This is a genomic window from Rodentibacter pneumotropicus DSM 21403, assembly GCF_000379905.1.
In the GTDB taxonomy this organism is placed as follows: Bacteria; Pseudomonadota; Gammaproteobacteria; order Enterobacterales; family Pasteurellaceae; genus Rodentibacter; species Rodentibacter pneumotropicus.
This window is the reverse complement of sequence record NZ_KB904041.1, coordinates 160,868-182,638: the sequence shown is the minus strand read 5'-3', so window position 1 is coordinate 182,638 and position 21,771 is coordinate 160,868. Positions and strand designations below refer to the sequence as shown.

Annotated in this window: 25 protein-coding genes and 2 pseudogenes; 9 read left to right on the top strand and 18 right to left on the bottom strand. The window is 38.8% G+C overall.

All coding sequences use genetic code 11. The features are described from left to right. Positions 1–11 precede the first annotated feature (11 nt). The 5 genes and pseudogenes from A3GE_RS0102390 to A3GE_RS11385 form a co-directional block, all read right to left on the bottom strand. Positions 12–1,946: an ABC transporter ATP-binding protein gene (locus A3GE_RS0102390; RefSeq protein ID WP_026215355.1), complete on the bottom strand. Its 1,935-nt coding sequence runs from the start codon at positions 1,944–1,946 to the stop codon at positions 12–14. Positions 1,947–2,161: 215 nt separating this feature from the next. After that, positions 2,162–2,515 carry a 50S ribosomal protein L20 gene (gene rplT, locus A3GE_RS0102380; protein ID WP_005596075.1) on the bottom strand — a complete coding sequence of 118 codons (354 nt, stop codon included), beginning with the start codon at positions 2,513–2,515 and terminating at the stop codon, positions 2,162–2,164. A gap of 65 nt (positions 2,516–2,580) precedes the next feature. Next, positions 2,581–2,778 carry a 50S ribosomal protein L35 gene (rpmI, locus tag A3GE_RS0102375; protein WP_005596065.1) on the bottom strand — a complete coding sequence of 66 codons (198 nt, stop codon included), beginning with the start codon at positions 2,776–2,778 and terminating at the stop codon, positions 2,581–2,583. Positions 2,779–2,999: 221 nt separating this feature from the next. Beyond that, positions 3,000–3,497 (bottom strand): translation initiation factor IF-3, encoded by a 498-nt coding sequence (gene infC, locus A3GE_RS0102370; RefSeq protein WP_026215354.1) that lies wholly within the window; start codon positions 3,495–3,497, stop codon positions 3,000–3,002. A gap of 177 nt (positions 3,498–3,674) precedes the next feature. Then, positions 3,675–4,486 (bottom strand): annotated as a pseudogene (locus A3GE_RS11385) (D-hexose-6-phosphate mutarotase). 342 nt (positions 4,487–4,828) lie between these two features. Between A3GE_RS11385 and A3GE_RS0102360 the strand changes: the two are divergent. Beyond that, positions 4,829–5,662: an FkbM family methyltransferase gene (locus A3GE_RS0102360; RefSeq protein ID WP_018355680.1), complete on the top strand. Its 834-nt coding sequence runs from the start codon at positions 4,829–4,831 to the stop codon at positions 5,660–5,662. A 100-nt stretch (positions 5,663–5,762) separates the two neighbouring features. Here A3GE_RS0102360 and ppk1 read toward each other — a convergent pair whose 3' ends face one another. Next, complete coding sequence (gene ppk1, locus A3GE_RS0102355; RefSeq protein ID WP_018355679.1) at positions 5,763–7,829, bottom strand: polyphosphate kinase 1; 2,067 nt, start codon at positions 7,827–7,829, stop codon at positions 5,763–5,765. 260 nt (positions 7,830–8,089) lie between these two features. On the opposite strand from ppk1, the gene yedE reads away from it, so the two are divergent. From yedE to sfsA, 3 genes are all read left to right on the top strand, one after another. Then, positions 8,090–9,313 carry a selenium metabolism membrane protein YedE/FdhT gene (yedE, locus tag A3GE_RS0102350; protein ID WP_018355678.1) on the top strand — a complete coding sequence of 408 codons (1,224 nt, stop codon included), beginning with the start codon at positions 8,090–8,092 and terminating at the stop codon, positions 9,311–9,313. 33 nt (positions 9,314–9,346) lie between these two features. Next, the gene (gene yedF / locus A3GE_RS0102345; RefSeq protein ID WP_018355677.1) at positions 9,347–9,616 is read left to right on the top strand and encodes a sulfurtransferase-like selenium metabolism protein YedF; all 270 of its coding nucleotides are present in this window, start codon (positions 9,347–9,349) and stop codon (positions 9,614–9,616) included. 178 nt (positions 9,617–9,794) lie between these two features. Then, on the top strand, positions 9,795–10,511 hold the full coding sequence (sfsA, locus tag A3GE_RS0102340; protein ID WP_018355676.1) for a DNA/RNA nuclease SfsA: 717 nt from the start codon (positions 9,795–9,797) through the stop codon (positions 10,509–10,511). Positions 10,512–10,897: 386 nt separating this feature from the next. Here the strand turns inward: sfsA and A3GE_RS0102335 are convergent, their stop codons facing one another. The 3 genes and pseudogenes from A3GE_RS0102335 to A3GE_RS12505 form a co-directional block, all read right to left on the bottom strand. Continuing rightward, positions 10,898–11,230 (bottom strand): hypothetical protein, encoded by a 333-nt coding sequence (locus A3GE_RS0102335; protein WP_018355675.1) that lies wholly within the window; start codon positions 11,228–11,230, stop codon positions 10,898–10,900. Then, positions 11,230–11,556: a hypothetical protein gene (locus A3GE_RS0102330; protein WP_018355674.1), complete on the bottom strand. Its 327-nt coding sequence runs from the start codon at positions 11,554–11,556 to the stop codon at positions 11,230–11,232. The genes A3GE_RS0102335 and A3GE_RS0102330 overlap by 1 nt, the downstream gene beginning before the upstream one ends. Before the next feature lie 208 nt (positions 11,557–11,764). Then, positions 11,765–11,926: pseudogene (locus A3GE_RS12505) on the bottom strand (phage antirepressor N-terminal domain-containing protein); the annotation flags it as partial. 80 nt (positions 11,927–12,006) lie between these two features. On the opposite strand from A3GE_RS12505, the gene A3GE_RS0102320 reads away from it, so the two are divergent. The 3 genes from A3GE_RS0102320 to A3GE_RS12260 are packed head-to-tail and all read left to right on the top strand — an operon-like array spanning position 12,007 to position 12,954. Then, positions 12,007–12,366: a type II toxin-antitoxin system RelE/ParE family toxin gene (locus A3GE_RS0102320; RefSeq protein ID WP_018355672.1), complete on the top strand. Its 360-nt coding sequence runs from the start codon at positions 12,007–12,009 to the stop codon at positions 12,364–12,366. Between the two features lie 2 nt (positions 12,367–12,368). Then, on the top strand, positions 12,369–12,680 hold the full coding sequence (locus tag A3GE_RS0102315; protein ID WP_018355671.1) for a helix-turn-helix domain-containing protein: 312 nt from the start codon (positions 12,369–12,371) through the stop codon (positions 12,678–12,680). A 10-nt stretch (positions 12,681–12,690) separates the two neighbouring features. Then, positions 12,691–12,954 carry a helix-turn-helix domain-containing protein gene (locus tag A3GE_RS12260; protein WP_078060896.1) on the top strand — a complete coding sequence of 88 codons (264 nt, stop codon included), beginning with the start codon at positions 12,691–12,693 and terminating at the stop codon, positions 12,952–12,954. 72 nt (positions 12,955–13,026) lie between these two features. On the opposite strand, the gene A3GE_RS12255 is transcribed toward A3GE_RS12260, so the two are convergent. From A3GE_RS12255 to A3GE_RS0102290, 5 genes are all read right to left on the bottom strand, one after another. Further along, a complete protein-coding gene (locus A3GE_RS12255) occupies positions 13,027–13,377 on the bottom strand; it encodes a hypothetical protein (RefSeq protein ID WP_018355670.1) in 351 nt (116 codons plus the stop codon). Positions 13,378–13,389: 12 nt separating this feature from the next. Then, complete coding sequence (locus A3GE_RS12005) at positions 13,390–13,761, bottom strand: hypothetical protein (protein ID WP_136122831.1); 372 nt, start codon at positions 13,759–13,761, stop codon at positions 13,390–13,392. 101 nt (positions 13,762–13,862) lie between these two features. Then, on the bottom strand, positions 13,863–14,744 hold the full coding sequence (locus A3GE_RS0102300; RefSeq protein WP_018355669.1) for a hypothetical protein: 882 nt from the start codon (positions 14,742–14,744) through the stop codon (positions 13,863–13,865). Between the two features lie 2 nt (positions 14,745–14,746). Beyond that, entirely contained in the window at positions 14,747–14,962 is a 216-nt protein-coding gene (locus tag A3GE_RS0102295) for a hypothetical protein (RefSeq protein ID WP_018355668.1), read from the bottom strand. Positions 14,963–15,004: 42 nt separating this feature from the next. Beyond that, on the bottom strand, positions 15,005–15,670 hold the full coding sequence (locus A3GE_RS0102290) for a MuF-C-terminal domain-containing protein (protein WP_018355667.1): 666 nt from the start codon (positions 15,668–15,670) through the stop codon (positions 15,005–15,007). Between the two features lie 97 nt (positions 15,671–15,767). Between A3GE_RS0102290 and istA the strand changes: the two genes are divergently transcribed. Together istA and istB are read left to right on the top strand one after the other, a co-directional pair. Then, positions 15,768–17,282 carry an IS21 family transposase gene (istA, locus tag A3GE_RS0102285; RefSeq protein ID WP_018355666.1) on the top strand — a complete coding sequence of 505 codons (1,515 nt, stop codon included), beginning with the start codon at positions 15,768–15,770 and terminating at the stop codon, positions 17,280–17,282. 19 nt (positions 17,283–17,301) lie between these two features. Continuing rightward, positions 17,302–18,027 carry an IS21-like element helper ATPase IstB gene (istB, locus tag A3GE_RS0102280; protein WP_018355665.1) on the top strand — a complete coding sequence of 242 codons (726 nt, stop codon included), beginning with the start codon at positions 17,302–17,304 and terminating at the stop codon, positions 18,025–18,027. A gap of 188 nt (positions 18,028–18,215) precedes the next feature. On the opposite strand, the gene A3GE_RS0102275 is transcribed toward istB, so the two are convergent. The 4 genes from A3GE_RS0102275 to A3GE_RS0102260 form a co-directional block, all read right to left on the bottom strand. Continuing rightward, on the bottom strand, positions 18,216–18,482 hold the full coding sequence (locus A3GE_RS0102275; RefSeq protein ID WP_018355664.1) for a helix-turn-helix domain-containing protein: 267 nt from the start codon (positions 18,480–18,482) through the stop codon (positions 18,216–18,218). A gap of 9 nt (positions 18,483–18,491) precedes the next feature. Further along, entirely contained in the window at positions 18,492–18,731 is a 240-nt protein-coding gene (locus A3GE_RS0102270; RefSeq protein WP_018355663.1) for a helix-turn-helix transcriptional regulator, read from the bottom strand. A 151-nt stretch (positions 18,732–18,882) separates the two neighbouring features. Next, positions 18,883–20,040 carry a hypothetical protein gene (locus tag A3GE_RS11520; RefSeq protein WP_018355662.1) on the bottom strand — a complete coding sequence of 386 codons (1,158 nt, stop codon included), beginning with the start codon at positions 20,038–20,040 and terminating at the stop codon, positions 18,883–18,885. 216 nt (positions 20,041–20,256) lie between these two features. Continuing rightward, positions 20,257–21,507: an integrase arm-type DNA-binding domain-containing protein gene (locus A3GE_RS0102260; protein WP_018355661.1), complete on the bottom strand. Its 1,251-nt coding sequence runs from the start codon at positions 21,505–21,507 to the stop codon at positions 20,257–20,259. Positions 21,508–21,771 lie beyond the last annotated feature (264 nt).

Here is a 21,771-nt window from a genome sequence, read left to right as displayed (position 1 = left end):
CGGTTTTTTTATCACTTACTTTCTGCAATACTTTTTTTCTCTTCCAATTCTTCCCAACGCAAGAATATTTGTTCAAGAAGCGATTCCGTATCCGCCAATTCTTTTAGTTTCGCATCGGTTATTTCATGGGATTGTTGGAAAAAGCCAGATTCACTGACCTCCGCTTGAAGTACCGTCAATTTTTCCTCTAATTCTTCCAATTGCTGTGGGAGCTGTTCCAATTCTCGCTGCTCTTTATAGGATAATTTAACGGATTTGGGCCTAGAAGTGCGGTCGGTTTTTACCGTATTTTCTTGCGGTTTAGCCGGTGATTTTTTCATGTTTTCTTGCACAGCTTTGCTTGCCCAAAAGTTTGCTTGCTGCTGTTTAGCATCAAAGAAACCGCCTACATACTTATTGACAATTCCATTTCCCTCAAACAAATAACACTCTGTGGCAGTATTATCAATAAATTGGCGGTCATGGCTCACGATCAATAAAGTGCCTTGATAGTCCGTCAGAATTTCTTCTAACAGCTCTAAAGTTTCCACATCTAAATCATTCGTAGGTTCATCAAGAATCAGTAAATTATTCGGTTTAAGTAATAGTTTTGCTAATAACAAGCGGTTACGTTCCCCACCTGATAAGGCTTTCACCGGGATCATTGCCCGTTTAGGCGGAAATAAGAAATCTTGCAAATAGCCCAATACATGGCGTTTTACGCCGTTCACTTCGATATCTTGCTTACCATCGGCAACATTATCCATTACGCTTTTTTCCGGATCAAGATCCGCTCGGTATTGGTCAAAATAGGCGATTTCTAATTTTGTTCCGGTATGAATTTTTCCACCTGTCGGTTGAATTTCACCGAGTAATAATTTAATAAAGGTGGTTTTTCCACAGCCATTTGGCCCGACTAAAGCAATCTTATCCCCTCGTAAAATGGTGGTACTGAAATCTTTTAATAATTGCTTACCCGCCACCTCATAACTCACATTTTCCATTTCAAACACGATCTTTCCGGAACGGCTTGAAGTATCAAGTTGTAATTTTGCCGTTCCCATCACATCACGACGTTGGCGGCGTTCCTCACGCATTGCCTTTAATGCGCGAACACGCCCTTCATTACGGGTACGACGTGCTTTTATACCTTGGCGAATCCATACTTCTTCCTGAGCCAACCGCTTATCAAACAATTCATTTTGAAGGGCTTCAACACGGAGATTTTCTTCTTTTGTAGTGAGATATAAATCATAATTCCCCGGATAAGAAACCAGTTTTCCGCGATCTAAATCCACAATACGTGTCGCCATTTTTCGGATGAAAGAACGATCATGGGAAATAAATACAATGCTACCGCTAAATTCTAAGAGAAAATTTTCCAGCCATTCAATCGCCTCCACATCCAAATGGTTGGTCGGCTCATCAAGTAATAGCACATCAGGATCGCTAACTAAGGCACGTGCTAATGCCGCTTTACGCAACCAGCCACCGGAAAGTGCGGTCAGTTTTGTATTAGGATTTAAGCCTAACTTGAGTAGCACTTCATTAATTTTATTTTCAAATCGCCAACCGTCTGCGTGTTCTAGCTTCGTTTGAATTTGTTCTAGCCGGCTTAGAATTTGCTCCGTATAATTTTCTTCAAGCTCAACGGAAATTCGATGATATTCTTTTAATAAATCCGTTAAATGACCAATTCCTTCTGCCACATAATCAAATACATTACCTTCCGTATTGCGTGGTGGATCCTGTTCAAGTCTGGATACAACCAAATCTTTTTCATATTGGATCTTACCGTCGTCTAACAATATATCACCGGCAATAATTTTGAGTAATGTTGATTTGCCTGCGCCATTTCGCCCAACCAAACAAACACGTTCGTTAGGTTCAATATGAAGTTCGCTATGATCTAATAATGGTGCGTCACTAAAAGAAAGATAGCCATTTGTTAAGCTGATTAATGCCACTGTAACCTCGTAAAAAATTTCACTAAAATTATTCATAAATCACTAAAGTGATTTATTCACTCCTTTGGAGCCGTTGGAAAAGCCAATATTCAAAAAACCTTGCTTTTTTTGTGACCGCACTATTTTATACGGTTTGGAAATAAAAGCGAAAAGATGAAAATGAATATAAGAAAAAAGGACGCCTTTCAGCGTCCCCATTCTCTAAACTTTAAAAATTAAAGTGCAGATTTTGCTTTTTCAACTAACGCAGCAAATGCCACTTTGTCGAAGACAGCGATATCAGCAAGGATCTTACGATCGATTTCAACAGAGGCTTTTTTCAAGCCATTGATGAATTTGCTGTAAGACAAACCGTTTTGGCGAGCCGCCGCGTTGATACGTGCAATCCATAATTGACGGAATTGACGTTTGCGCTGACGACGGTCACGATATGCGTATTGACCGGCTTTGATCACCGCTTGGAAAGCAACACGATACACGCGTGAACGTGCACCATAATAACCTTTAGCAGCCTTAAGAACTTTCTTATGGCGTGCTCTTGCAATAACACCACGTTTTACACGAGCCATTATTTAATCTCCTATGTCTATTTTCTACTAAATGAACTAATCGTACGTTTCGCTTAAATAACGGCTTATGCGTACGGTAAGCAAGCTACGACTAAAACTTGGTCTGCTTTCGCAACCATGGATTTATGACGTAAATGACGTTTACGCTTAGTTGTTTTTTTAGTCAAAATATGACGTAAGTGAGATTGTTTACGCTTGAAACCGCCGGAAGCAGTTTTTTTGAAACGCTTAGCTGCGCCGCGTACTGTTTTGATTTTAGGCATTGTTAAAATAACTCCGCATTTTTCGTTTAAAACAACATAATCAGGCGAACTAAAAAAGTTACTTGGAGGCGCTGATCATTTCCATCATAAGGCAAATTTATTTGCCTTTTCTCAAAGTAGTTAGGCTGCGTAGTCTGCCCAACTTACAATGACTTTTCACCTAAGTGAAAAGATTTTCATTGAGACCAGAGGTTATACCCTAAAATCTCAACAAAAAATTCTTATTTTTTCTTCGGCGCTAATACCATTACGGCTTGACGACCTTCTAACTTACCCGGTGCGGATTCAACCACTGAAATTTCAGCCAAATCGTTTTTCACACGTTCCAACACTTCTAAACCAATGTCTTGGTGTGCCATCTCACGACCACGGAAACGCACAGTAATCTTTGCTTTATCACCGTCTTCCAAGAAACGGATAAGACTGCGTAACTTAACTTGGTAATCACCCTCGTCTGTACCCGGACGGAATTTAATTTCCTTCACTTGTACGACTTTTTGTTTTTTCTTCTGCTCTTTTGCGGTTTTGCTTTTCTCGTAGAGGAATTTACCGTAATTCATAATGCGACAAACCGGAGGCTCTGCATTTGGACTAATTTCAACAAGATCGAGCTCCGCTTGCTCCGCCATTTCTAATGCTTGTTGAATGGAAACAATCCCTAATTGTTCACCATCTTGGTCTATTAAACGAACTTCTTTTACACGAATTTCATCATTAATGCGATTCGGGCGATTTACTGCCGGCGCTTTTTTTACGGTTTTAATAATCGTATTCCTTCTATTGGTTTATGCAAAAACTTTCACAACACGCAAAAGATTCCAAATTCTCTCACTTATTTATAAAAATGAGCAAAACGCGCGGATTTTATAGTATCCACCAATTTTATGCAACAAAATTTAGCCATTCACACAAATTTCTACACTGACACTTTCGCCAAATTCTAGCAAATGATCGATTCTTGCAGTTTCCAAGCAAACCATATGTTGATAAGCCTTCTCACTCATCGCACTGGTGGATTTATGCCACGGATTCCAAAGGACAAGTTGGCTTGCATCATGATGATGTAATTGAATAGTACGATTTAATACTTTATCAACAATTTGGTTTTGTTTTTTCTCCGCTGAATAAATACAATCTACATTTTCCGTGATGGAACGTGGTGAGGGTACATTTTCTTGTTGCTGAGTCAAACTGTTAAAACAGGTTTCGGGCAAGTTCACGATTTCAACTTGAGCAATATCGCCCACATTAAAATAACTGTGTAATGCCACTTGTGCCGGTTGTTCACCATAATGGGTAAAACTGATATGGCACTTATCCGTAAAAACCATCGCCATTTTTGCTTCAATAACATTTAAATCGGAAAATAACGAAAATTCCAACCGCACTTTGTCTTTAGTCAAAGCATAATGGCTTAACTGCCAGAGACGAATTCGAGCCGTACCATGCGCAGGTTGTTTCACGCTACCAAACCATGGATAACAAATCGGTATGCCGCCACGGATTGCCGTCGCCATTTGAAAAGGCTCAATTTCGCTCAACCATAATACGTCTTGCTTTGCCCTCCTGGTTGCCAACTTAACAATTGCGCTCCCTGTAATGCAATCTTTGCTGTGCCAATTTGATGCTTTAAATACAGTACGGGAATATCATTTTGCAAAACTACACTAAGTTCGGGCGTTAAAGTTTTGAGTAGGTTCATTTTCATTTTTTCTCCTTGTTATAATTGCCACAAGCTAAACTAAACGTGGGTACATCTAAACCTCAATTAAAGCGGGTTGATAAAACTCCGTCAATAATCTCGGTCCCCATCATTAGTCTATTCAGGCATCTCATTTTGAATCAATATCTTTCTCCATTTCGAGAATATCGTTTTCAAAGTACATACAATATCTTATCAATTCAACATTGACGGATAAAAATAAAAATTCGCATAAAATTAACCGCACTTTATAAGCATCAAGAATAAAAAATACGCAAAAATTGCTCTCCCCTCCAAAAAAACGATTTATAATACCTCATACTAATTTCATGAGCATAGGTTCAATTTATGCGTACTTCATTACAACAAACAAAATGGGGACTATTTAATCTCATTGAAGGTGATTTTATTAGTCAATTTGTCAAAGCTTATGGTGAATGGTCGGAAGTTGAAGTGCAATTTTTCCGGAGCATTTTGTCTAGCCACAGTAATATTATTGAAGTGGGAGCAAATATCGGGATACACTCCGTCCCACTTGCAAAATTTGCGCCACAAGGTAAATTATTTTGCTTTGAGCCCCAACGTATTATTTTCCAAACTCTCTGTGCCAATATTTCATTAAATCATCTCACTAATGTTTACGCTTATCACCAAGGCGTAAGTAATCAAAAAGAAGAGATTGAAATCCCCTCATCAAATTATGATACGGTTTGGAATTATGGCAGCTTTTCTTTGGATAAAGGATTTGATACGGAAGGGAATTTTCAAGGATCTACGCATAACGAATGGGTTCAAGTTGTTACTTTGGATAAACATCCCGAGATTCAAAAATTAACGGAGCTATCCTTACTGAAAATTGATGCGGAAGGATTTGATCTCAATGTATTAAAAGGAGCGACCAATATTATTAACCAATACAAACCTGTTATTTTTATTGAAGCCCATCCCCATAAATCCGAGGCAATATTGAATTATTTAAATCAACTTGATTATCAATGTTTCTGGTTTATTTCTGATCGCTATCAGCCTAATAATTATTTCAATCAGGAAAAAACCATTTCCGGTTTAGACTATAACCTAGCCTGTTTTCATCGCACAAAAACCTCAACTTTACCTATAGAAACATTAGCCAAACCTGAAATGGATTTATCTCAAGTACCACGACTAACATATCAAAATTAAATAAAGAATATTTAAAAAGCATTTTGAATTCAAAATGCTTTTTCTATTTATCTAAGAAGATATGTGTGAAATGAATAAGAGGATATTTCCCCTTATTGAACTATAAATGCCCGTACTTTTCCCATAAAGCATTTTGTAAGCTAAAAGGTACTTCATTTTCTGCAGGAACAATTTTTTTATAGCTGCCATCAGGCAGCATTTCCCATGCTTTCGTATTATCTTTTAATGCCATTGTGAGACTTTCTTCAATCACACGGGCTTTGAGCTCAGGGGATTCAATCGGTGTGGCAGTTTCAATTCGGCGGAAAAAATTACGTCCCATCCAATCTGCACTAGAAATATAGGTATTTTCTGCACCATTATTATAGAAATAATAAACTCGAGCGTGTTCAAGTTGACGCCCAACAATAGAACGCACACGGATATTCTCGGAAAGCCCTTCTACACCAGGACGCAAAGTACACATTCCCCGAACAATTAAATCAATTTGTACGCCGGCTTGACTGGCTTCGTATAAAGCCTCAATAACACCGGTATCGACCAAAGAATTCATTTTTGCAATAATTCTTCCCATCCTACCCGCATGTGCATTTCGAGTTTCTTGCTTGATGTGAGCCAGAACTGATTGATGTAAAGTGAAGGGGCTTTGATAGAGCTTGTTTAATTTTACCGGTCTTCCTAACCCTGTAATTTCCATAAATAAAGTATTCACATCATAGGTAATCTGTTCATCGGAGGTAATTAAGCCAAAGTCCGTATAAATGCGGGACGTTCCTTGATGATAATTCCCTGTGCCTAAATGGGCGTAACGTTTAAGTACTCCTTGTTCACGACGGATAATCAGCACCATTTTGGCGTGTACTTTATAACCAAAGACACCATAAACGACGTGGGCCCCGGCATCTTCAAGCTGTTGTGCCCAGTTGACATTATTAGCCTCATCAAAACGAGCCATTAACTCAACGACAACGGTCACTTGCTTACCTGATAATGCAGCTTGCATCAATGCATTGACCAGTTCTGAGCGGCTTCCTGTGCGATAAATCGTCATTTTGATAGCTAATACCGAAGGATCACTGGCAGCTTCACTGATCATTTGAACCACCGGTTCAAACGACTGATAAGGGTGATGCAACAAGAGAGGTGTTTGCCTGACATAGTTCAAAATCGAATTAATCTTTGTTTGCTTGGATAAAGGACTAGGCGTAACTGAAGGAAATTTTAAATCAGGTCGCTCAACTAAATCAGGAATAGCATTCAAACGGATAAGATTTACCGGACCTTTCACACGATAAAGTTCATGGGAACTGAGCTTAAATTGCGCCAGTAAAAAATCATAAATATGTGCAGGGCAAAGATCAGCAACTTCTAAACGTACTCCGTCACCATATTCACGATCATGTAATTCACTCTGTATTGCCGTTCGTAAATTATCCAACTGTTCTCTATCCGATTCCACACTAAGATCACTGTCTCGAGTAAGACGAAATTGATGGCAGCCTTTCACTGTCATACCTAAAAATAATTTATGTACATTGGAATGTAAAATAGAAGAGAGAAAAACAAAGCCATTTTCTCCTTGGCAAAGATCCGGCGGCATTTTTACTACACGAGGCAAAATACGCGGAGCCTGTACGATTGCCATACTGGAGGGTCTGCCAAAGGCATCATTGCCATCAAGTTCCACCGCAAAATTAAGCGATTTATTCAATAGACGTGGAAAAGGATGAGAAGGATCAAGCCCTATTGGCGTTAATATAGGGAGTAATTCACGATCAAAATACTGACTCACCCACTCACGTTGTGCCTCCGTCCAATTTCGACGACGATAAAAATGAATGCCTTCTTTTGCTAATTCCGGCTGAAGTACATCATTAAATAAAGCATATTGTTCATTAATTAAATTATGGGCTTCCTTTGAAACAACAGCAATAATCTCCTCTGCAGTTTTACCACAGTCTAACAAGGCATAAGGATATAGTTTACTTTCACGTTTCAGACCCGCAACACGAACCTCAAAAAATTCATCTAAATTTGATGAAACAATACAGACAAAACGTAGGCGTTCTAACAAAGGGGTATTCGGATCTTGTGCTTGAGCTAAAACCCGACGGTTAAAAGCCAGTAGGCTCATTTCTCGACAAAGAAAACGATTATTATCAGTCATTGTAATTATCCCTATTTTTACTATTACATTTCGAATGGAAAAAATAACCGATAAAAATGACAGGAACGTGACAGAAATATTAATCCTCTTTGTTTTCCCTCATATTTTTGTTTATACTCTCAGCGCTTTAACAGCATATTCATTCATATATCGCAAGTTTGTGTATAGGAAATGAACAAATCTGATTGGATCCTCAATTCTATTTTTCATCATATACCTCCGCTTGCAAATCATTAACTTTCTTAAGGATTTAAGAACCTATGTTAGAGATTTGGCAACAATTCAAACAAAACTATCTCATTAAATATTGGAACCCTGTCGCCACAGTAATCGCAGCAGGTTTGCTTTCTGCTTATTATTTCGGTGTAACCGGCACCTACTGGGCAGTAACGGGCGAATTCACCCGTTGGGGCGGACACGCCTTACAAATCCTAGGGGTGGATGTGAGCGAGTGGCGCTATTATAAAATTATCGGAATGGAAGGAATCATTTTTACCCGCATTGATGGTGTGATGATTTTGGGGATGTTCGCCGGCTGTATTTCTGCCGCTTTATGGGCAAATAACGTGAAGTGGCGTAACCAACCATATAAACGTCGCATTATTCAAGCCTTAATTGGTGGAGCTTTAGCCGGATTTGGCGCTCGTCTTGCTATGGGGTGTAACCTCGCCTCCCTTTTTACCGGCATTCCACAATTCTCTGTTCATGCGTGGTTTTTTACTATTGCTACGGCAATCGGTACTTATTTTGGCGTGAAATTTACCCTACTTCCGATGTTCCGCATTAAATTGGAACTCAAAAAAGGGGCGGCAAAATTAGAAGAAACCAATCCTAAACAAGCCTTCCGCCGTTTTTGGATTGGAATGATCATTTTCTGTGCCTATCTCATCTCATCATTTTATGTGATGACCTACTCTATTAAATTGGGTTTTGCCATGTTTTGCGGTTTAACTTTCGGGTTATTAATCGAACGCGCGCAAATTTGCTTTACCTCTGCTTTCCGCGATTTATGGGTAACCGGTCGTGCCTATATGGCAAAAGCGATTATTTTCGGAATTATGGTGGGAACAATCGGTATTTTCTCTTATATCCAATTAGGCGTTTCACCAAAAATCATGTGGGCTGGTCCAAATGCAATTGTCGGCGGATTATTATTCGGTTTTGGTATCGTACTGGCAGGAGGCTGTGAAACCGGTTGGATGTATCGTTCAATGGAAGGTCAGGTTCACTTTATGTGGGTGGGATTAGGTAATGTTATCGGCTCAACCTATTTAGCTTACGTTTGGGACGATATCGCCCCAGCACTCGCCTTAGATTATGAAAAACTCAACCTACTTAAGGCTTTCGGCCCTGTGGGGGGCTTATTAGTAAACTACAGTTTATTAATTCTCTGCTTAATTGCGGTGATTTGGTGGGAAGGTCGTTTCATCGCAAGAGCCAAAGCAAAAATTGCAGCAAGCTCACAACAATCTTGCGGTTGTTAATCCTTATTCATTCATCAAAAAAAGGAAATCATTATGGCATTTACCGTTGTTCAAAAATTAGATAAAGAGCCGAAAGATATCGCCCCGGATTATACCTTAGACACACTAGGCGAACCTTGCCCTTATCCGGCGATTGCCATGCTTGAAACCATGCCACAATTACAAAAAGGTGAAATTTTGGAATTATTAAGTGATTGTGCCCAATCCATCAATAACATTCCGGTAGATACAAAAAACCATGGCTATACGCTACTTAGCGTTGAACAAGACGGAACAAAGCTGAGATATTTGATTCAACGGTAATAGGCTCTCGAAATACAACATTATGTAGCCGTTGTACAAACCTAATTTGGGGTTTATTTGTAGGGATACATGCAATGTGTTCTTTCATAAAGGCGGCGTGAAATATTCATGAAAAAAAAGTATATAATGCTCACCTAAAAACTCATAATATATCGATCGCACTTTAATAAGGAATAGTATGCAACTTCCCACTCTTCAATCTGCAAAATTAATTCGCCGCTACAAACGTTTTCTCGCTGATATTGAATTACCGAACGGTGAAGTGATGACGATTCACTGTGCCAACACAGGAGCGATGACGGGTTGTGGCGAGAAAGGGGATATCGTCTGGTATTCTCATTCCGGTAGCCAAACTCGAAAATATCCCCATTCATGGGAACTCACCCAACTGGCTAACGGACAACTTTGCTGTATTAATACCCATCGTTCTAATCAACTTGTGTTTGAAGCATTACAAAACAAACAAATTAAAGAACTAGCGATGTATGATGAAATATATCCTGAAGTCAAATATGGTGAAGAAAATAGCCGTATTGATTTTTTACTTAAAGGCGAAGGACTGCCGGATTGCTATGTAGAAGTGAAATCTATTACTTTAGTGAAAGGCAATCTCGGTATGTTTCCTGATGCCGTCACCACACGCGGGCAAAAACACGTGAGGGAATTATTGGCGATGAAAAAACAAGGTCATCGCGCTGTCGTGTTGTTTGCCGGTCTGCACAATGGATTTGATCGTTTTAAAATCGCCGAATATATCGATCCTGAGTATGATAGATTGTTAAAAGACGCGATAGAACAAAGCGTGGAAGCTTATGCCTATGCCGGTGAATTTGAAATTTTACAGGGAATTCCTACCGCACTTTCATTGACGAAATCTGTACCTTATATTAAATAATAAAATTTTGATAATTATTTTCATTTATTTATTGACAACATTTTTGATAACAATTATCATCTAGATATTCCAATAACAAGCTGATTTTCAATTAAAAACTCTCAGCAATAATCACTCCAACATTCCCGCCTATTTCCCCACAAATAGGCGTTTTTTTATTCACAAAACTAATACTTTCAGCCTTTTCAAGGCTTGATGGCTGTTTTCCGTTCCGAAATTACTGCGATTTTGATATACATTTTCCTTTATAAATCAATATTCAACAATTTAGTTTCGGAACGTTTTTTGAAGCTAATTTGCTATTTTTAGCCAAAGTGACAAGGTTGAATTATCAAAGAAAAAAGCACGGCAAAACTACCGCACTTTTATCCTATACCTCCCTTCTTTTATTCACAGCAACAATCACTTTTTTCTTCACTTGGACAACCCAGATCGTTAAATGCAGATTCGGTAAATTCCCATTTCACACAGGAACCGGCAGGGAATGCTTTGGCTTCTGTTCCATCTTTGCCCCGCTCAATTTTCACCTGATTGCCAAACGCAATGGCTTTGACAATTTCAGCACCGTTTCCATCATTGATCACCAAGTAACTATGATCGGTATCTAATTTACTTGCCAATAATGCTGCATCATCAATCGGTAAAATCCCATCAGTTGATGATAGTTTTGCGTTTAAGCTCGTTGTATAGCCGTTGAGCCATTTGTATTTTGTTGCCATTATTTGCACCCCAAACATTCTGAAGAAGTAAAATAACCGTTTTCACTGCTGCCGATATTACACTTGCAGCCAAGATGTAACGGCACGCAGAAAGGCTGACAGCCTTCAATACGGATAATCCCTTGATAACGCCCTGAACGTGCTTTATAAAGTGCATCGTCCCACATAAAAGTTACCTTGTCTGCCGTCATTTCTAAAGACGGATAAACAATGGTATCGCTACCGCCTACACGGGTAATTTCAATCGTGGCTTCGGTTACATTACCGCAGTTGTCAATTTGAAAGGTGGTTTTTGCCACTTTTTTGTTAATATGTATTGGTCGCATTTTTGCTCCTTATTAAATGAAAAAACCGCACAATCTTGCGAAAGTGCGGTCGGTTTTTTAGTTAAATTTTAATACAGCATATTGGTTTTGCCTTTGCATAACTCATGGAGAACACTGCTCCACCCATTGCTATTTAATTTGTCGGTTTGGATATGCTGAGTAAGTTTGACGCTTGAAGCGCTTGTTCGGTCAACCCTGCATCTAAACTTTCATTTTCTTTCACTTCTGTAATCAACTCCCCCTCAAGTACGATTTTATGCATATATTCCACCGCCATTCCGATTTGTTCCGGTGTGAGTTCGTCAATATGTTCAACATTAAAACGCTGATGAATGAGTGAATAAGCCTCTGAATAGATTAATCCTTTCTTACCTTAAATTAACCTTTCGTCAGGTATTGACAAATAATCGATAACTTATAGAATATAAGTCAAAACTTATTAAGAACAATATGACGAAAATAACTCAATGGACGGTGCTTTTTACTGATTGCTTTCACAATTGGTTGCTTGAGCAAGATGAAGAAGCTCAAGATTCTATATTAGCGGCTTTACAACGTTTAAAAATAGGTGGTCCGCAATTATCTCGTCCTTATGCGGATACCATTCAAGGATCGAAATATGCCAATATGAAAGAATTACGCATTCAACATCAACGGAAACCATTGCGTGCATTTTTTGCATTTGATCCGCTTCGGCAGGCTATTGTTCTATGTGCTGGCGATAAAAGTAACGATAAAAAATTTTATGAAAGAATGATTCGCCTGGCTGACGAAGAATTTACGCTCTACTTAGATAATCTGGAGAAATAATAATGGCAAAAAAACTCACAAACCTTGATGACTTTCTTGCAGAGTTGCCACGGGACAGACAAACTAAAATACAAGAAATGGCAGAAGAGCTTATTCTAGAAGCCGGTCTTTCTAAATTACGTGAGGACTTAGAGCTTTCACAAAAAGATTTAGCAGCCTCGTTAGGTATTTCTCAACCGGCTGTCGCACAAATTGAGCAAAGAGGCAATGATATTCGGCTCTCTACTCTAAAACGCTATGTCGAGACAATGGGTGGTAAATTAAGCCTCGCGGTCGAAATGCCAACGGGAAATAGCCGTATCTTTAAAATTTAGATAATAATGAATGAAAACCGAAAGACTTGAATTTGTTTCACTCGATGAATTAAAACAAGATTTAATCGACCAAGATCCTACTTTTGCAGATCGCCTAACAGCACACAAGATTCAGCAAGCTATGGTAAGACAGTTAAAAGCCGATCGCATTGCTAAAAAACTCTCTCAACAGGATATTGCACAGCGTACCGGTATTAAGACACAAAATATTAGTCGTATTGAGCGTGGCTTGTCCCTAAAACCGATACTCTCATTCGCTACGCCCAAGCCTTAGACGGCTCTTTTCAGTATGTTCCAAGTAATGTGGAAAGTAAAACCCTATTGGTTGTCAATAGGGTTTATGAGTTTACATACATACTGGTGAATCAGATACTTCCCAAATACGACCTTGCTGATCTCTCCCCTCTGTATATAAACTCAAGAAAGGTGAATCTGTATCAATTACAGTCGATTGCCCATCTCCCCAAAATACAACGACGTATTTATCCAATGGATCATAGCAAGTATAACACCTTGTCCTCTGAGATAATTCTTGACCATCTATAATATTCGCTTGTACTTTATAACCTTGCGACCAATGAGGTATTGTATCAGCGTTTCCTTTTACTTGATATTTAATACAAACATCTTTTACTTCATACGCATTTACATACATAGATAAAAATAGGGTAAACAATCCAAATACAAACTTCTTCATAATTAACCTCAACTAATAGCAATCATTTTTCTTACGACAAGGCTTTGAACTTATCCCATAAGAATCAAATTTTTTACCCCTAGAGTTTGTTCCATAGTAATGCGTAGAATTACGATGTCTAACCATCGTTTCGTTCCAAGGGCTACCTTTTTTTGATCTACCCGTAGCATATGTGGTATTGCCGTAGCTAGAATAGTTAGATGACCATCTAGCTCCTGTTCTACTATTATAGCTACTTACATTTGTATAGTTACCACTTTTACTAACATGGTGGGTATTTCCATTGTTACTATAACAAACCTTATTAGATTTTGTTCCATAACATTTTGCATTAGCAACACCAGACAACAAAATAATAGCTAATCCTACAACTAACTTTTTCACAACCAATCTCCATAAAATAAACCCATCACTATTCTACACTAAGATTTGACATGATCCCTAAGATTAGCAATAAAAATAAACCGCTTGGCAAAGCAAGCGGTTTACCCCCACAAATTATTCGCAAATGCCGGTACTCTATGGGAATTTAATAATCCAAATTCTGCCGTGTTCATTGTGCCAAGATGTCTACCAATATGGCTTAACTGCCCTACGGCGTGTGTCCAACCCTCATATGGTTTGATTTGACTTGCGGCGGCAGCGGCTTGTTGGGCAGTGCTTAACGAGCGAAGACTATCCGCAATTCGACCTTGGAACATCGCATTCCATTTGTACATTTCTTCTCGATACTGGCTTTCACGTTGATGTTTGCGTTCTTCTTCAAAACGAATGGCTTGGTTAGTGGCTAGTACCACAGCCTTTGCCTCTGCCACTTGAAGTTGGCGTAATGCGGTGCGAGTTGCGCCAACGCAGTGAATATTACTTTCCCGTTGAACCTTATCTCTTGCCCGTGAAAACTCACTACGAGCTTGGGTCACTGCTCTATTTTTTGCCGTTTCATAATCGACTTGATACCCTGCCTGCTCACGTGCTGATGCGTCGTTCAACATTCGGATTTCAATCAGTCGTGAATTGTCGTACCAATGATTGAAAAACTTATCCGATTTGTCTTTCTGATCGTTCCAGATTTCATCAAAACGATTTTGTGCCTGTTTTGCGACATCGTGTTGTTTGTCGGCAAAATAAAATGATGCCGCTTGTTGAATCAGGGCGATAATCATATTGGCTCGGGCATTTTGTTGAACTGCTTCAAAATACTTACAAGCATAATCTGCCATTGCTAACGCTCTTGCTTTAGCCGAAGCATTTGTTAATTTATTATCATCGGGAAGTGCTTTTATATCACTCTTAACTTTGTCACAATCACTTTCTTTCGTATCAAAGATTTCCATTATTTTATCGTGTGTAAGTGGGGTATCCGGCATAATTAAGCCTCCTCATTGTAGTAATGTAAGTAAAGATATTCCGCTTTTTCTTTATATTCCATCATTTGGTGAATCAATTCTTCCACAAACTTATCCCTAAGTGCGGTAAGTTGTGGTGCTGTGTATTTTTTGTATTCTTGATAAAGTAGCTTTTTACTACCGTCTTTATCCGACTTGTCTTTTAATTCGTTGATGATAGGCTCAAATTGATTTGCCATAGTTCTCCTGTTTGTGGGTAAGAAAAAACCGCCTCTCTGAACTTACCTCAATATCTCTTCTGCATTTTCAGATTGATATTGACTTAGATCGGTTTCTGTTTTAACATTAGAGCCTGTGGACTGTTCTTGAGATACATATGCGGGCAATTGAAGCCCAAAGGTATTTACAAATTCAGTCCCTTTTTTATTGTTCCAATAAAGCAAATCATCATTCAAACCACGCTGAACCTGTGATTTACTTCTGCCATAAACACTTGCAATGTTGATTAACTCTAGTCCATTTGTGGTGTCTTGCTTTAAATGAAGTGCAGCAATGACTGGTTTATCCCAATCATTTTCCTGCTCCACTAACTCTGTTAAAACAACATAGCCTTGTTGTGTTGACTGTGGTGCAGATTTCATTACCGCAACAGGATTATTAATCTGCTTTGGTAACTGCTTTAAGGTTTCAGGCGTAACATTATGCTTGTCTTGCATTACTTTTTTAAAGGTTGAGCCGTGAATAGTGACATTAACATCAGGCAAACCAAGCATTTTCAACACATCTGGCGTTGTGCCAACATTGACATAACCATTAACATTTCCTCCATTTGCTACGGTATCCACCGCTTTCGCAAAGTCAGAATCTGAATTTTCGTTCAAGCTGTAACGAACATCATCTTGAATTGACTTCTCTTGCTGAGAATCGGCAAGCGTGTTAATGATCATGCAAAAATGCGCCAGGCTGATGCAGTAAGATCATCGAAAAGTGATCCACTGCATCTTTTGATAAACTCCTTGTTATTTAAACAGGGAATAACCTGGTATGCTTTGCATGGAAACCATCTTAAAAATACGTCGCCTTTATCATAAAGAGGGGCTTTCTCAGCGTAAAATCGCTGAAAAACTTCGACTCAGCCGTCGTACCGTCAAAAAATATCTCAATATGATTGAGATTCCCAACTATCAACGTCAACACACCGATTCACCTAAATTAGGGCCTTATAAAGCACTATTAATTGAACGACTCAAAGAGGAGATGGATAAGCCACCTTCTCAACGTTTAACCGCAGTACGTCATTTTGAGTATTTGCAAAGCCTTGGTTTTGAAGGGCAATACCCTTGTGTTTCTCGTTTTATTAAGCGTTATAAATCGTCTTTTTCCCCACCCACTACGGCTATTTTTATTCCTCAAAAATTTCCACTCGGTGAGTCTTATCAATTTGATTGGAGTATTGAGAAAGTGGTGTTAAATGGGGTTGAAACGACGGTAAATATCGCGCATTTTCGTCTTTGTCATTCTCGTGCTTATTATGTCCGAGCTTATTTTAGACAAACCTTAGAAATNCTTATCGATGCACATAATCACGCCTTTACTTATTTTGGAGGTGTCCCCTCTCGGGGAATTTATGATAACCCTAAAACCATTGTCAAACAGATAAAACGAGGCAAAGAGCGGTCATTTAATGAGGGATTTTTGGCAATGATGAACCATTTTCTCATTGAGCCTGTTGCTTGTACACCGGCCTCAGGTTGGGAGAAAGGTCAAGTCGAGCGACAAGTTCAAACACTCCGTAAGCGGCTTTTCCGCCCTTTATTAGCTTTCTCTTCCCTTGAGCCGTTAAATGATTATTTAAGAGATTGGTGCATAAGGCAGATTCAAACTCAATCCTGGGTTGAAGATAAACAACAGACGGTGGCTCAACGGTTGGAAAAAGAACGTGAAAAACTCTCTCCTTTTAAACCCTATTTAGGTTATCGCACCACTCGCTTACTTGTTAATACCTCTGCGTTGATTCTCTTTGATACCCACCGATATAGTGTACCCTGCCATTTATGTGGAAAGGAAGTGATAGCTCAAATAGGTGCACAAGAGATAGTGCTTGTTTATCAGAACCAAATTGTTGCTCGCCACCCGAGACAATTTATCAAAGGAGGAACCAGTTATAATCCCCTTCATTATTTGTCCGCCTTAAAGAAAAAACCGGGGGCATTACGACATGGTGAGCCCTTTCAAGGCTGGGTACTTCCTCCTGCTATTAAAACCCTTCAACATCACTTACTCAAACAACCTCGTGGTGATAAGGCGATGGTTAAGCTTCTGAGTTTAATTGCGGATTTTGGCGAAGAAGTCGGCGTGACTGCCGCAGAGCTCGCATTAGAACAAGGATTACCTACTGTTGAAGCCGTACTGAATATTATCTTAAGATTGACTGAACCAACAGTCCCTAAAATAGAGAGTCGACACGTTGCGCTGCGTTGTCCGCCTAAAGCAAATCTCAGTCAATTTGACCAACTCCTTCAATATCGAAGAACCACTACCTTTCCTTCACTAAAATAAAACAGACAAGGAGATAATAATGGAAAGACAAGACTATATTGCATTACTACAACAGCTTAAATTAACAACAATGGCAAATGAATTTGACGATATCGTGATTGAAGGTGTTCGACGCAAACGCCCGACGCTCGATATTCTCGCACGTTTACTAAATGTTGAAATCACACAACGAAGCATTAACCAAACTTTAGGGAGGATTAAACGTGCTAAGTTTCCCCAACAAAGAACCTTTGCCGAATTTGATTTTAAGCAAAGCCTTTTAGATGAAGCCCGCTTTCAACTTTTGCTGGATGGTGAATATATTAAAGCCAAGCGTAATATTATTTTAGTGGGTGGTCCAGGTACAGGAAAAACGCACTTAGCGACGGCATTTGGCATCCAAGCTGCAGAACAAGGCTATAAAGTACGATTTTGGAACGTATTGGATTTGGTGAATCAGCTTGAGCTGGATAATCAAATGAAACAATTTAAGCTTGTCCCTCAGATGGTCCGCCAAGATGTCATCATTTTGGATGAGCTAGGCTACTTACCCTTTAGTCAAAAAGGTGGGGCATTACTGTTTCATTTAATGAGTCAACTTCATGAAAATACCAGTGTTATCATTACGACAAACCTTGAGTTTTCAGAGTGGGGCACCCTATTTACTGAGGCAAAAATGACAAATGCACTTTTAGATAGGTTAATTCACCATTGCCATATTTTAGAAACGGGTAATGAATCTTATCGATTTAAACATCGTAATTAAGAAATAATAAAAGTGGATCACTTTTAAAGGATCTTTGTGGTTCAATTTTGGAAGATCATTGACATTGATTTGTGTAAATAGATTGCTCACAAATGGAAATCTGATAGAATTTCGTTGTTGTTCCGCTCTTGGCGGTGTGATTAGCCCTGAATCTTGGATTGGTGTGATTCGGGGCTTTTTGTTTTGTCTCATTCGTGAAATTTTCCCTCTTTTGGACTCACTTCATTTTGGTGTAATACATAAACTCCCACCCGGTGAGTTAATCCTGTGCTGTCGGTTTCATCTCGATAAAAGGTATCAATCAAATAGCCTTTATCCCGTAGTTCCTTGATTCGTGCCGGTGGGTAATAAATCCCCTTAGCTCTTAATTCGTGGGTGCTATGCGGTCGTTCCTCTAAGCTCCGCAAAATAAACATCTGCTGTTCATAAGTGCTGGTGGTGTTGATGGTTTCCATAATGCCGCCTTATGGTCGATTCTCGGCCAGCTTTGCAATGTAAGCGTTAATCTCGCTTTCAAGGTAGCCAACGGAATTTACGCCTAACTGGATTTTCTTCGGGAAGTCTGGGCGATAACGTTTAGATTTCGGGTTCTGCCAGTCGGAAAAGGTGGATTTACTCACCCCAAAACGACTAATAGCGTCATATCGTCTAATAATGCTGTCTTGCTGGTGGGCGTTTTGTGCTGTTGCGGTTTTCATTGGCATTGTGTTTTCTCCATAAATGATAGTGATTAAGAATTGATAAGCCTGTTTTGGCTTTCGTTGTGTCGGTGGGGATTATGGGAAAAGCACAGAAAAGAAAAAATCCAGATAAGTCCATTTGGATCTATCTGGATTTTTGAGAAATGTTTTGATTTTATTTTATTTTATTAGCTCTGCTGAATTTTTCTCTCAGGTTAGTTTCACTTAACCCGGCATAACCGCTATAGTTATTATGCAAGTAGTCGATTAATATTGCTTGATTTTCAAATTTTCCTGTTTTTAGTAATTCATTTTTTAGTGCCTGAATAATATTTAGATATGAAGTTTCAGATTTTCCAGAAATTTCCTTTTCTGACTTATCGTTTTCAAGCTCAGTGATTTTGGCTTGTAGTTCTTCTATGATTTTATTTTTTTCGTTGTCATCAATGCTATGATCTATCTGGTCTTCTAGAGAAGTATAGATCGGTAGATTACAAAAATCTTTTTCTAACTTGCTAGAAAGTAAAAGGAATCTTATCCCTAAGCTACCATAGTTACGTTTAACTTCGTCATACCTGTCAGAAATATGATTTCTTAAATTACGCCTTTTTGATTTGTCTTCTAGATTAATTTCATCATCAAATGATCCTGTTATTAGACACTTCAAATCCTTAGATACGGTTCTTAATTCTTTGAATGTTTGAGCAATTTCTTTTTTCTTTAAAATAAAATCTTCATTATGATTTAAAAATAACAATAAATCATCGTGAGTTACCCTTAAATTTTTCTCATGAATTTCTATAGGATTTAGTGTTCTTAAGTATAGTTTTATATCGTCTGATATAAATTCAAACTCACAAAAACTACTAGTTCTATAGCTAAAACTTTGTTCAAAAATAGAAGTTTTATCGAAATTAAAACCTCTTATATAAAACATTTCAGAGCCATTAATTTTTAAGTGTTCTAGGGAAGAATTATATAAACGAAACTTTCTAGGTGTCGCCATAATACAAGAAATAAGTTTCTCTTTACCGCTTTTGTATGATTTGACAGTTAGCTTATTTCTGGTCAGTAATAAATTCTTTTTTTCTGTTGATGTTGAAAATTTTGCCAATGATTTATCTAAATTGAGATCAATAGCTTCTTCTCGCATTCCTATTTTTTGTATTTGATTATCCTTTATTAAAACTGAAGCTTTCACCTTAAGGACTCCAGAATAAATAAAATCTGTAACATCATCTAGGGATAGATCAAGAAATTGCCTAACTTCTAACAATGAGTAATCAGTTCTGTTTGGGATAGTAAACTTAGACTTATCTAAATTTCTCAACATAAAACGCCCCTATGCGTGCCCTATTCAGTGAGAACACGGCAAAGAATAAATAGGGTTATTCTCTTTCGGAGTGGGTAATTAGGCCACGCCTAGCCGTGCAAATTGGGTTGTGTTTCGTTGGTCTGTATAATATCAGATTGGAATAGATTATAACCTGTTATTATATCCAGTCAAAAGAAAAAGTGCGGTGAAATTTGACCGCACTTTATTTCAGATTTAAACAACCATTTGTAAATGATGTTTAGGCAATGCACCTTGAGAACATTCCTCAATAAAATCGCCCCATACCTGCAGTAATTTGAATCGTTGCTCTAATCGTTCGCCACGGTCATAAGCGGCTTTTATCCGGTCTGATTTCATATGCGATAACGCCACCTCGATTAATTCGCTATCGTAGCCTTGCTCATTAAGGTAAGTGCTGGCAATGCTGCGTAAACCGTGCGCCACCAGCTTGCCGGCATAGCCCATTCGCTTAATTGCCGCATTTGCGGTTTGTGTGTTTACGTGGGTTTGGGGATTTTTCACACTGGGGAATAGATAGGTTTTCCCACCGCTCAATTTCTTGATTTCTCGCAGTAAGGCGAGGGCTTGGCGTGACAGGGTTATTTTATGAATGCGCCCCTTATCGCTTTCTTTGATGCCTTTTTGAATGTAAATCGTCCATAGTTTTGTGGTTTCGTCTATGTCCTCATAGCGTGCCGTTGCCGCCTCATTTGGACGTGTCATGGTGAGAAGTTGCCATAGGATTAAATAACGTGTCTGTAAGTGAATTTGAGCGTGATTTAGGGTGTAAATAAATTCGCTTAAGTCTTCCGGCTTGATGGTTTTGAAATGTTCGACTGTGGGGCTATCAAACTCTTTTGAAATATTGGCAGTAGGGTTCACCGATATAATATCACGGTGTAGGGCGTAGGTCATTATCTCGTTGTGTTTTTGAATCGTGCGTTTGAGTTTCTCTAATTTGCCTTCGTCTTGATATTGCTTAAAGGCTTTTAAGGCTAAAGGGGCGGTAATTTGAGAAATAGGCAAGCTCCCAAAGTGGGGGAGTAGATTGCGTTTAATGAGGCTTTCTACGTCTTTTTGATAATCAAGCGAAAAGTTCTTTTTGGTTTTGCGATACTCGAACCATGCCCAAGCGATAGATTCATAGGTATTATTAAAATCATCTAGCTTGGCTTGTAGTTTCTGTTGATGGTGGATCTGTGGGTCGATACCTTGCGCCAACAATGCCCGATATTCTTCACGAATTGCCCGTACCTCTGCTAATTGAACGGTCGGGAATGCACCTAAACTAATTTCAGTGCGTTTCTTGGTGATAGGCTTGTAATAATTAAACCGCCATAGTTTCGCCCCAGTGGGCTTAATCAATAAATAAAGCCCTTGCCCATCTGATAGGGTGTAGTCTTTCTCTTTCGGCTTTGCCTTTTCTATTTGAGTGTTTGAGAGTGGTTTAGTAGTACGTGCCATAGTAGTACGCTTATTTTTTAGTAGTACGAACCGACTTTTTAGTAGTACGCCTTAAAACAAGCTCAAGCCTTTATTTATTGGGTTCTTGCCTGTATTTAGTCGTAATTAGTCATTTCTTAGTTACTTCTTAGTAATACGATTAAAACTAAGATAAAGCCAGTATTTATAAGGCTTTCAGCGTTTTTAGTAGTACGCTTTTTTTGCCTTGGTAGTAAGATCCTACTAAACGTACTACTAAAACTCAAGGATTTAGTAATATCTCAT

Coding starts and splice junctions, on each gene's coding strand:
- rplT (WP_005596075.1), bottom strand. CDS start 2,515: ATGGCTCGTGTAAAACGTGGTGTTATTGCAAGAGCACGCCATAAGAAA.
- rpmI (WP_005596065.1), bottom strand. CDS start 2,778: ATGCCTAAAATCAAAACAGTACGCGGCGCAGCTAAGCGTTTCAAAAAA.
- A3GE_RS0102360 (WP_018355680.1), top strand. CDS start 4,829: ATGCGTACTTCATTACAACAAACAAAATGGGGACTATTTAATCTCATT.
- ppk1 (WP_018355679.1), bottom strand. CDS start 7,829: ATGACTGATAATAATCGTTTTCTTTGTCGAGAAATGAGCCTACTGGCT.
- yedE (WP_018355678.1), top strand. CDS start 8,090: ATGTTAGAGATTTGGCAACAATTCAAACAAAACTATCTCATTAAATAT.
- yedF (WP_018355677.1), top strand. CDS start 9,347: ATGGCATTTACCGTTGTTCAAAAATTAGATAAAGAGCCGAAAGATATC.
- sfsA (WP_018355676.1), top strand. CDS start 9,795: ATGCAACTTCCCACTCTTCAATCTGCAAAATTAATTCGCCGCTACAAA.
- A3GE_RS0102335 (WP_018355675.1), bottom strand. CDS start 11,230: ATGGCAACAAAATACAAATGGCTCAACGGCTATACAACGAGCTTAAAC.
- A3GE_RS0102330 (WP_018355674.1), bottom strand. CDS start 11,556: ATGCGACCAATACATATTAACAAAAAAGTGGCAAAAACCACCTTTCAA.
- A3GE_RS0102320 (WP_018355672.1), top strand. CDS start 12,007: ATGACGAAAATAACTCAATGGACGGTGCTTTTTACTGATTGCTTTCAC.
- A3GE_RS0102315 (WP_018355671.1), top strand. CDS start 12,369: ATGGCAAAAAAACTCACAAACCTTGATGACTTTCTTGCAGAGTTGCCA.
- A3GE_RS12260 (WP_078060896.1), top strand. CDS start 12,691: ATGAAAACCGAAAGACTTGAATTTGTTTCACTCGATGAATTAAAACAA.
- A3GE_RS12255 (WP_018355670.1), bottom strand. CDS start 13,377: ATGAAGAAGTTTGTATTTGGATTGTTTACCCTATTTTTATCTATGTAT.
- A3GE_RS0102300 (WP_018355669.1), bottom strand. CDS start 14,744: ATGCCGGATACCCCACTTACACACGATAAAATAATGGAAATCTTTGAT.
- A3GE_RS0102295 (WP_018355668.1), bottom strand. CDS start 14,962: ATGGCAAATCAATTTGAGCCTATCATCAACGAATTAAAAGACAAGTCG.
- A3GE_RS0102290 (WP_018355667.1), bottom strand. CDS start 15,670: ATGATCATTAACACGCTTGCCGATTCTCAGCAAGAGAAGTCAATTCAA.
- istB (WP_018355665.1), top strand. CDS start 17,302: ATGGAAAGACAAGACTATATTGCATTACTACAACAGCTTAAATTAACA.
- A3GE_RS0102275 (WP_018355664.1), bottom strand. CDS start 18,482: ATGGAAACCATCAACACCACCAGCACTTATGAACAGCAGATGTTTATT.
- A3GE_RS0102270 (WP_018355663.1), bottom strand. CDS start 18,731: ATGCCAATGAAAACCGCAACAGCACAAAACGCCCACCAGCAAGACAGC.
- A3GE_RS11520 (WP_018355662.1), bottom strand. CDS start 20,040: ATGTTGAGAAATTTAGATAAGTCTAAGTTTACTATCCCAAACAGAACT.
- A3GE_RS0102260 (WP_018355661.1), bottom strand. CDS start 21,507: ATGGCACGTACTACTAAACCACTCTCAAACACTCAAATAGAAAAGGCA.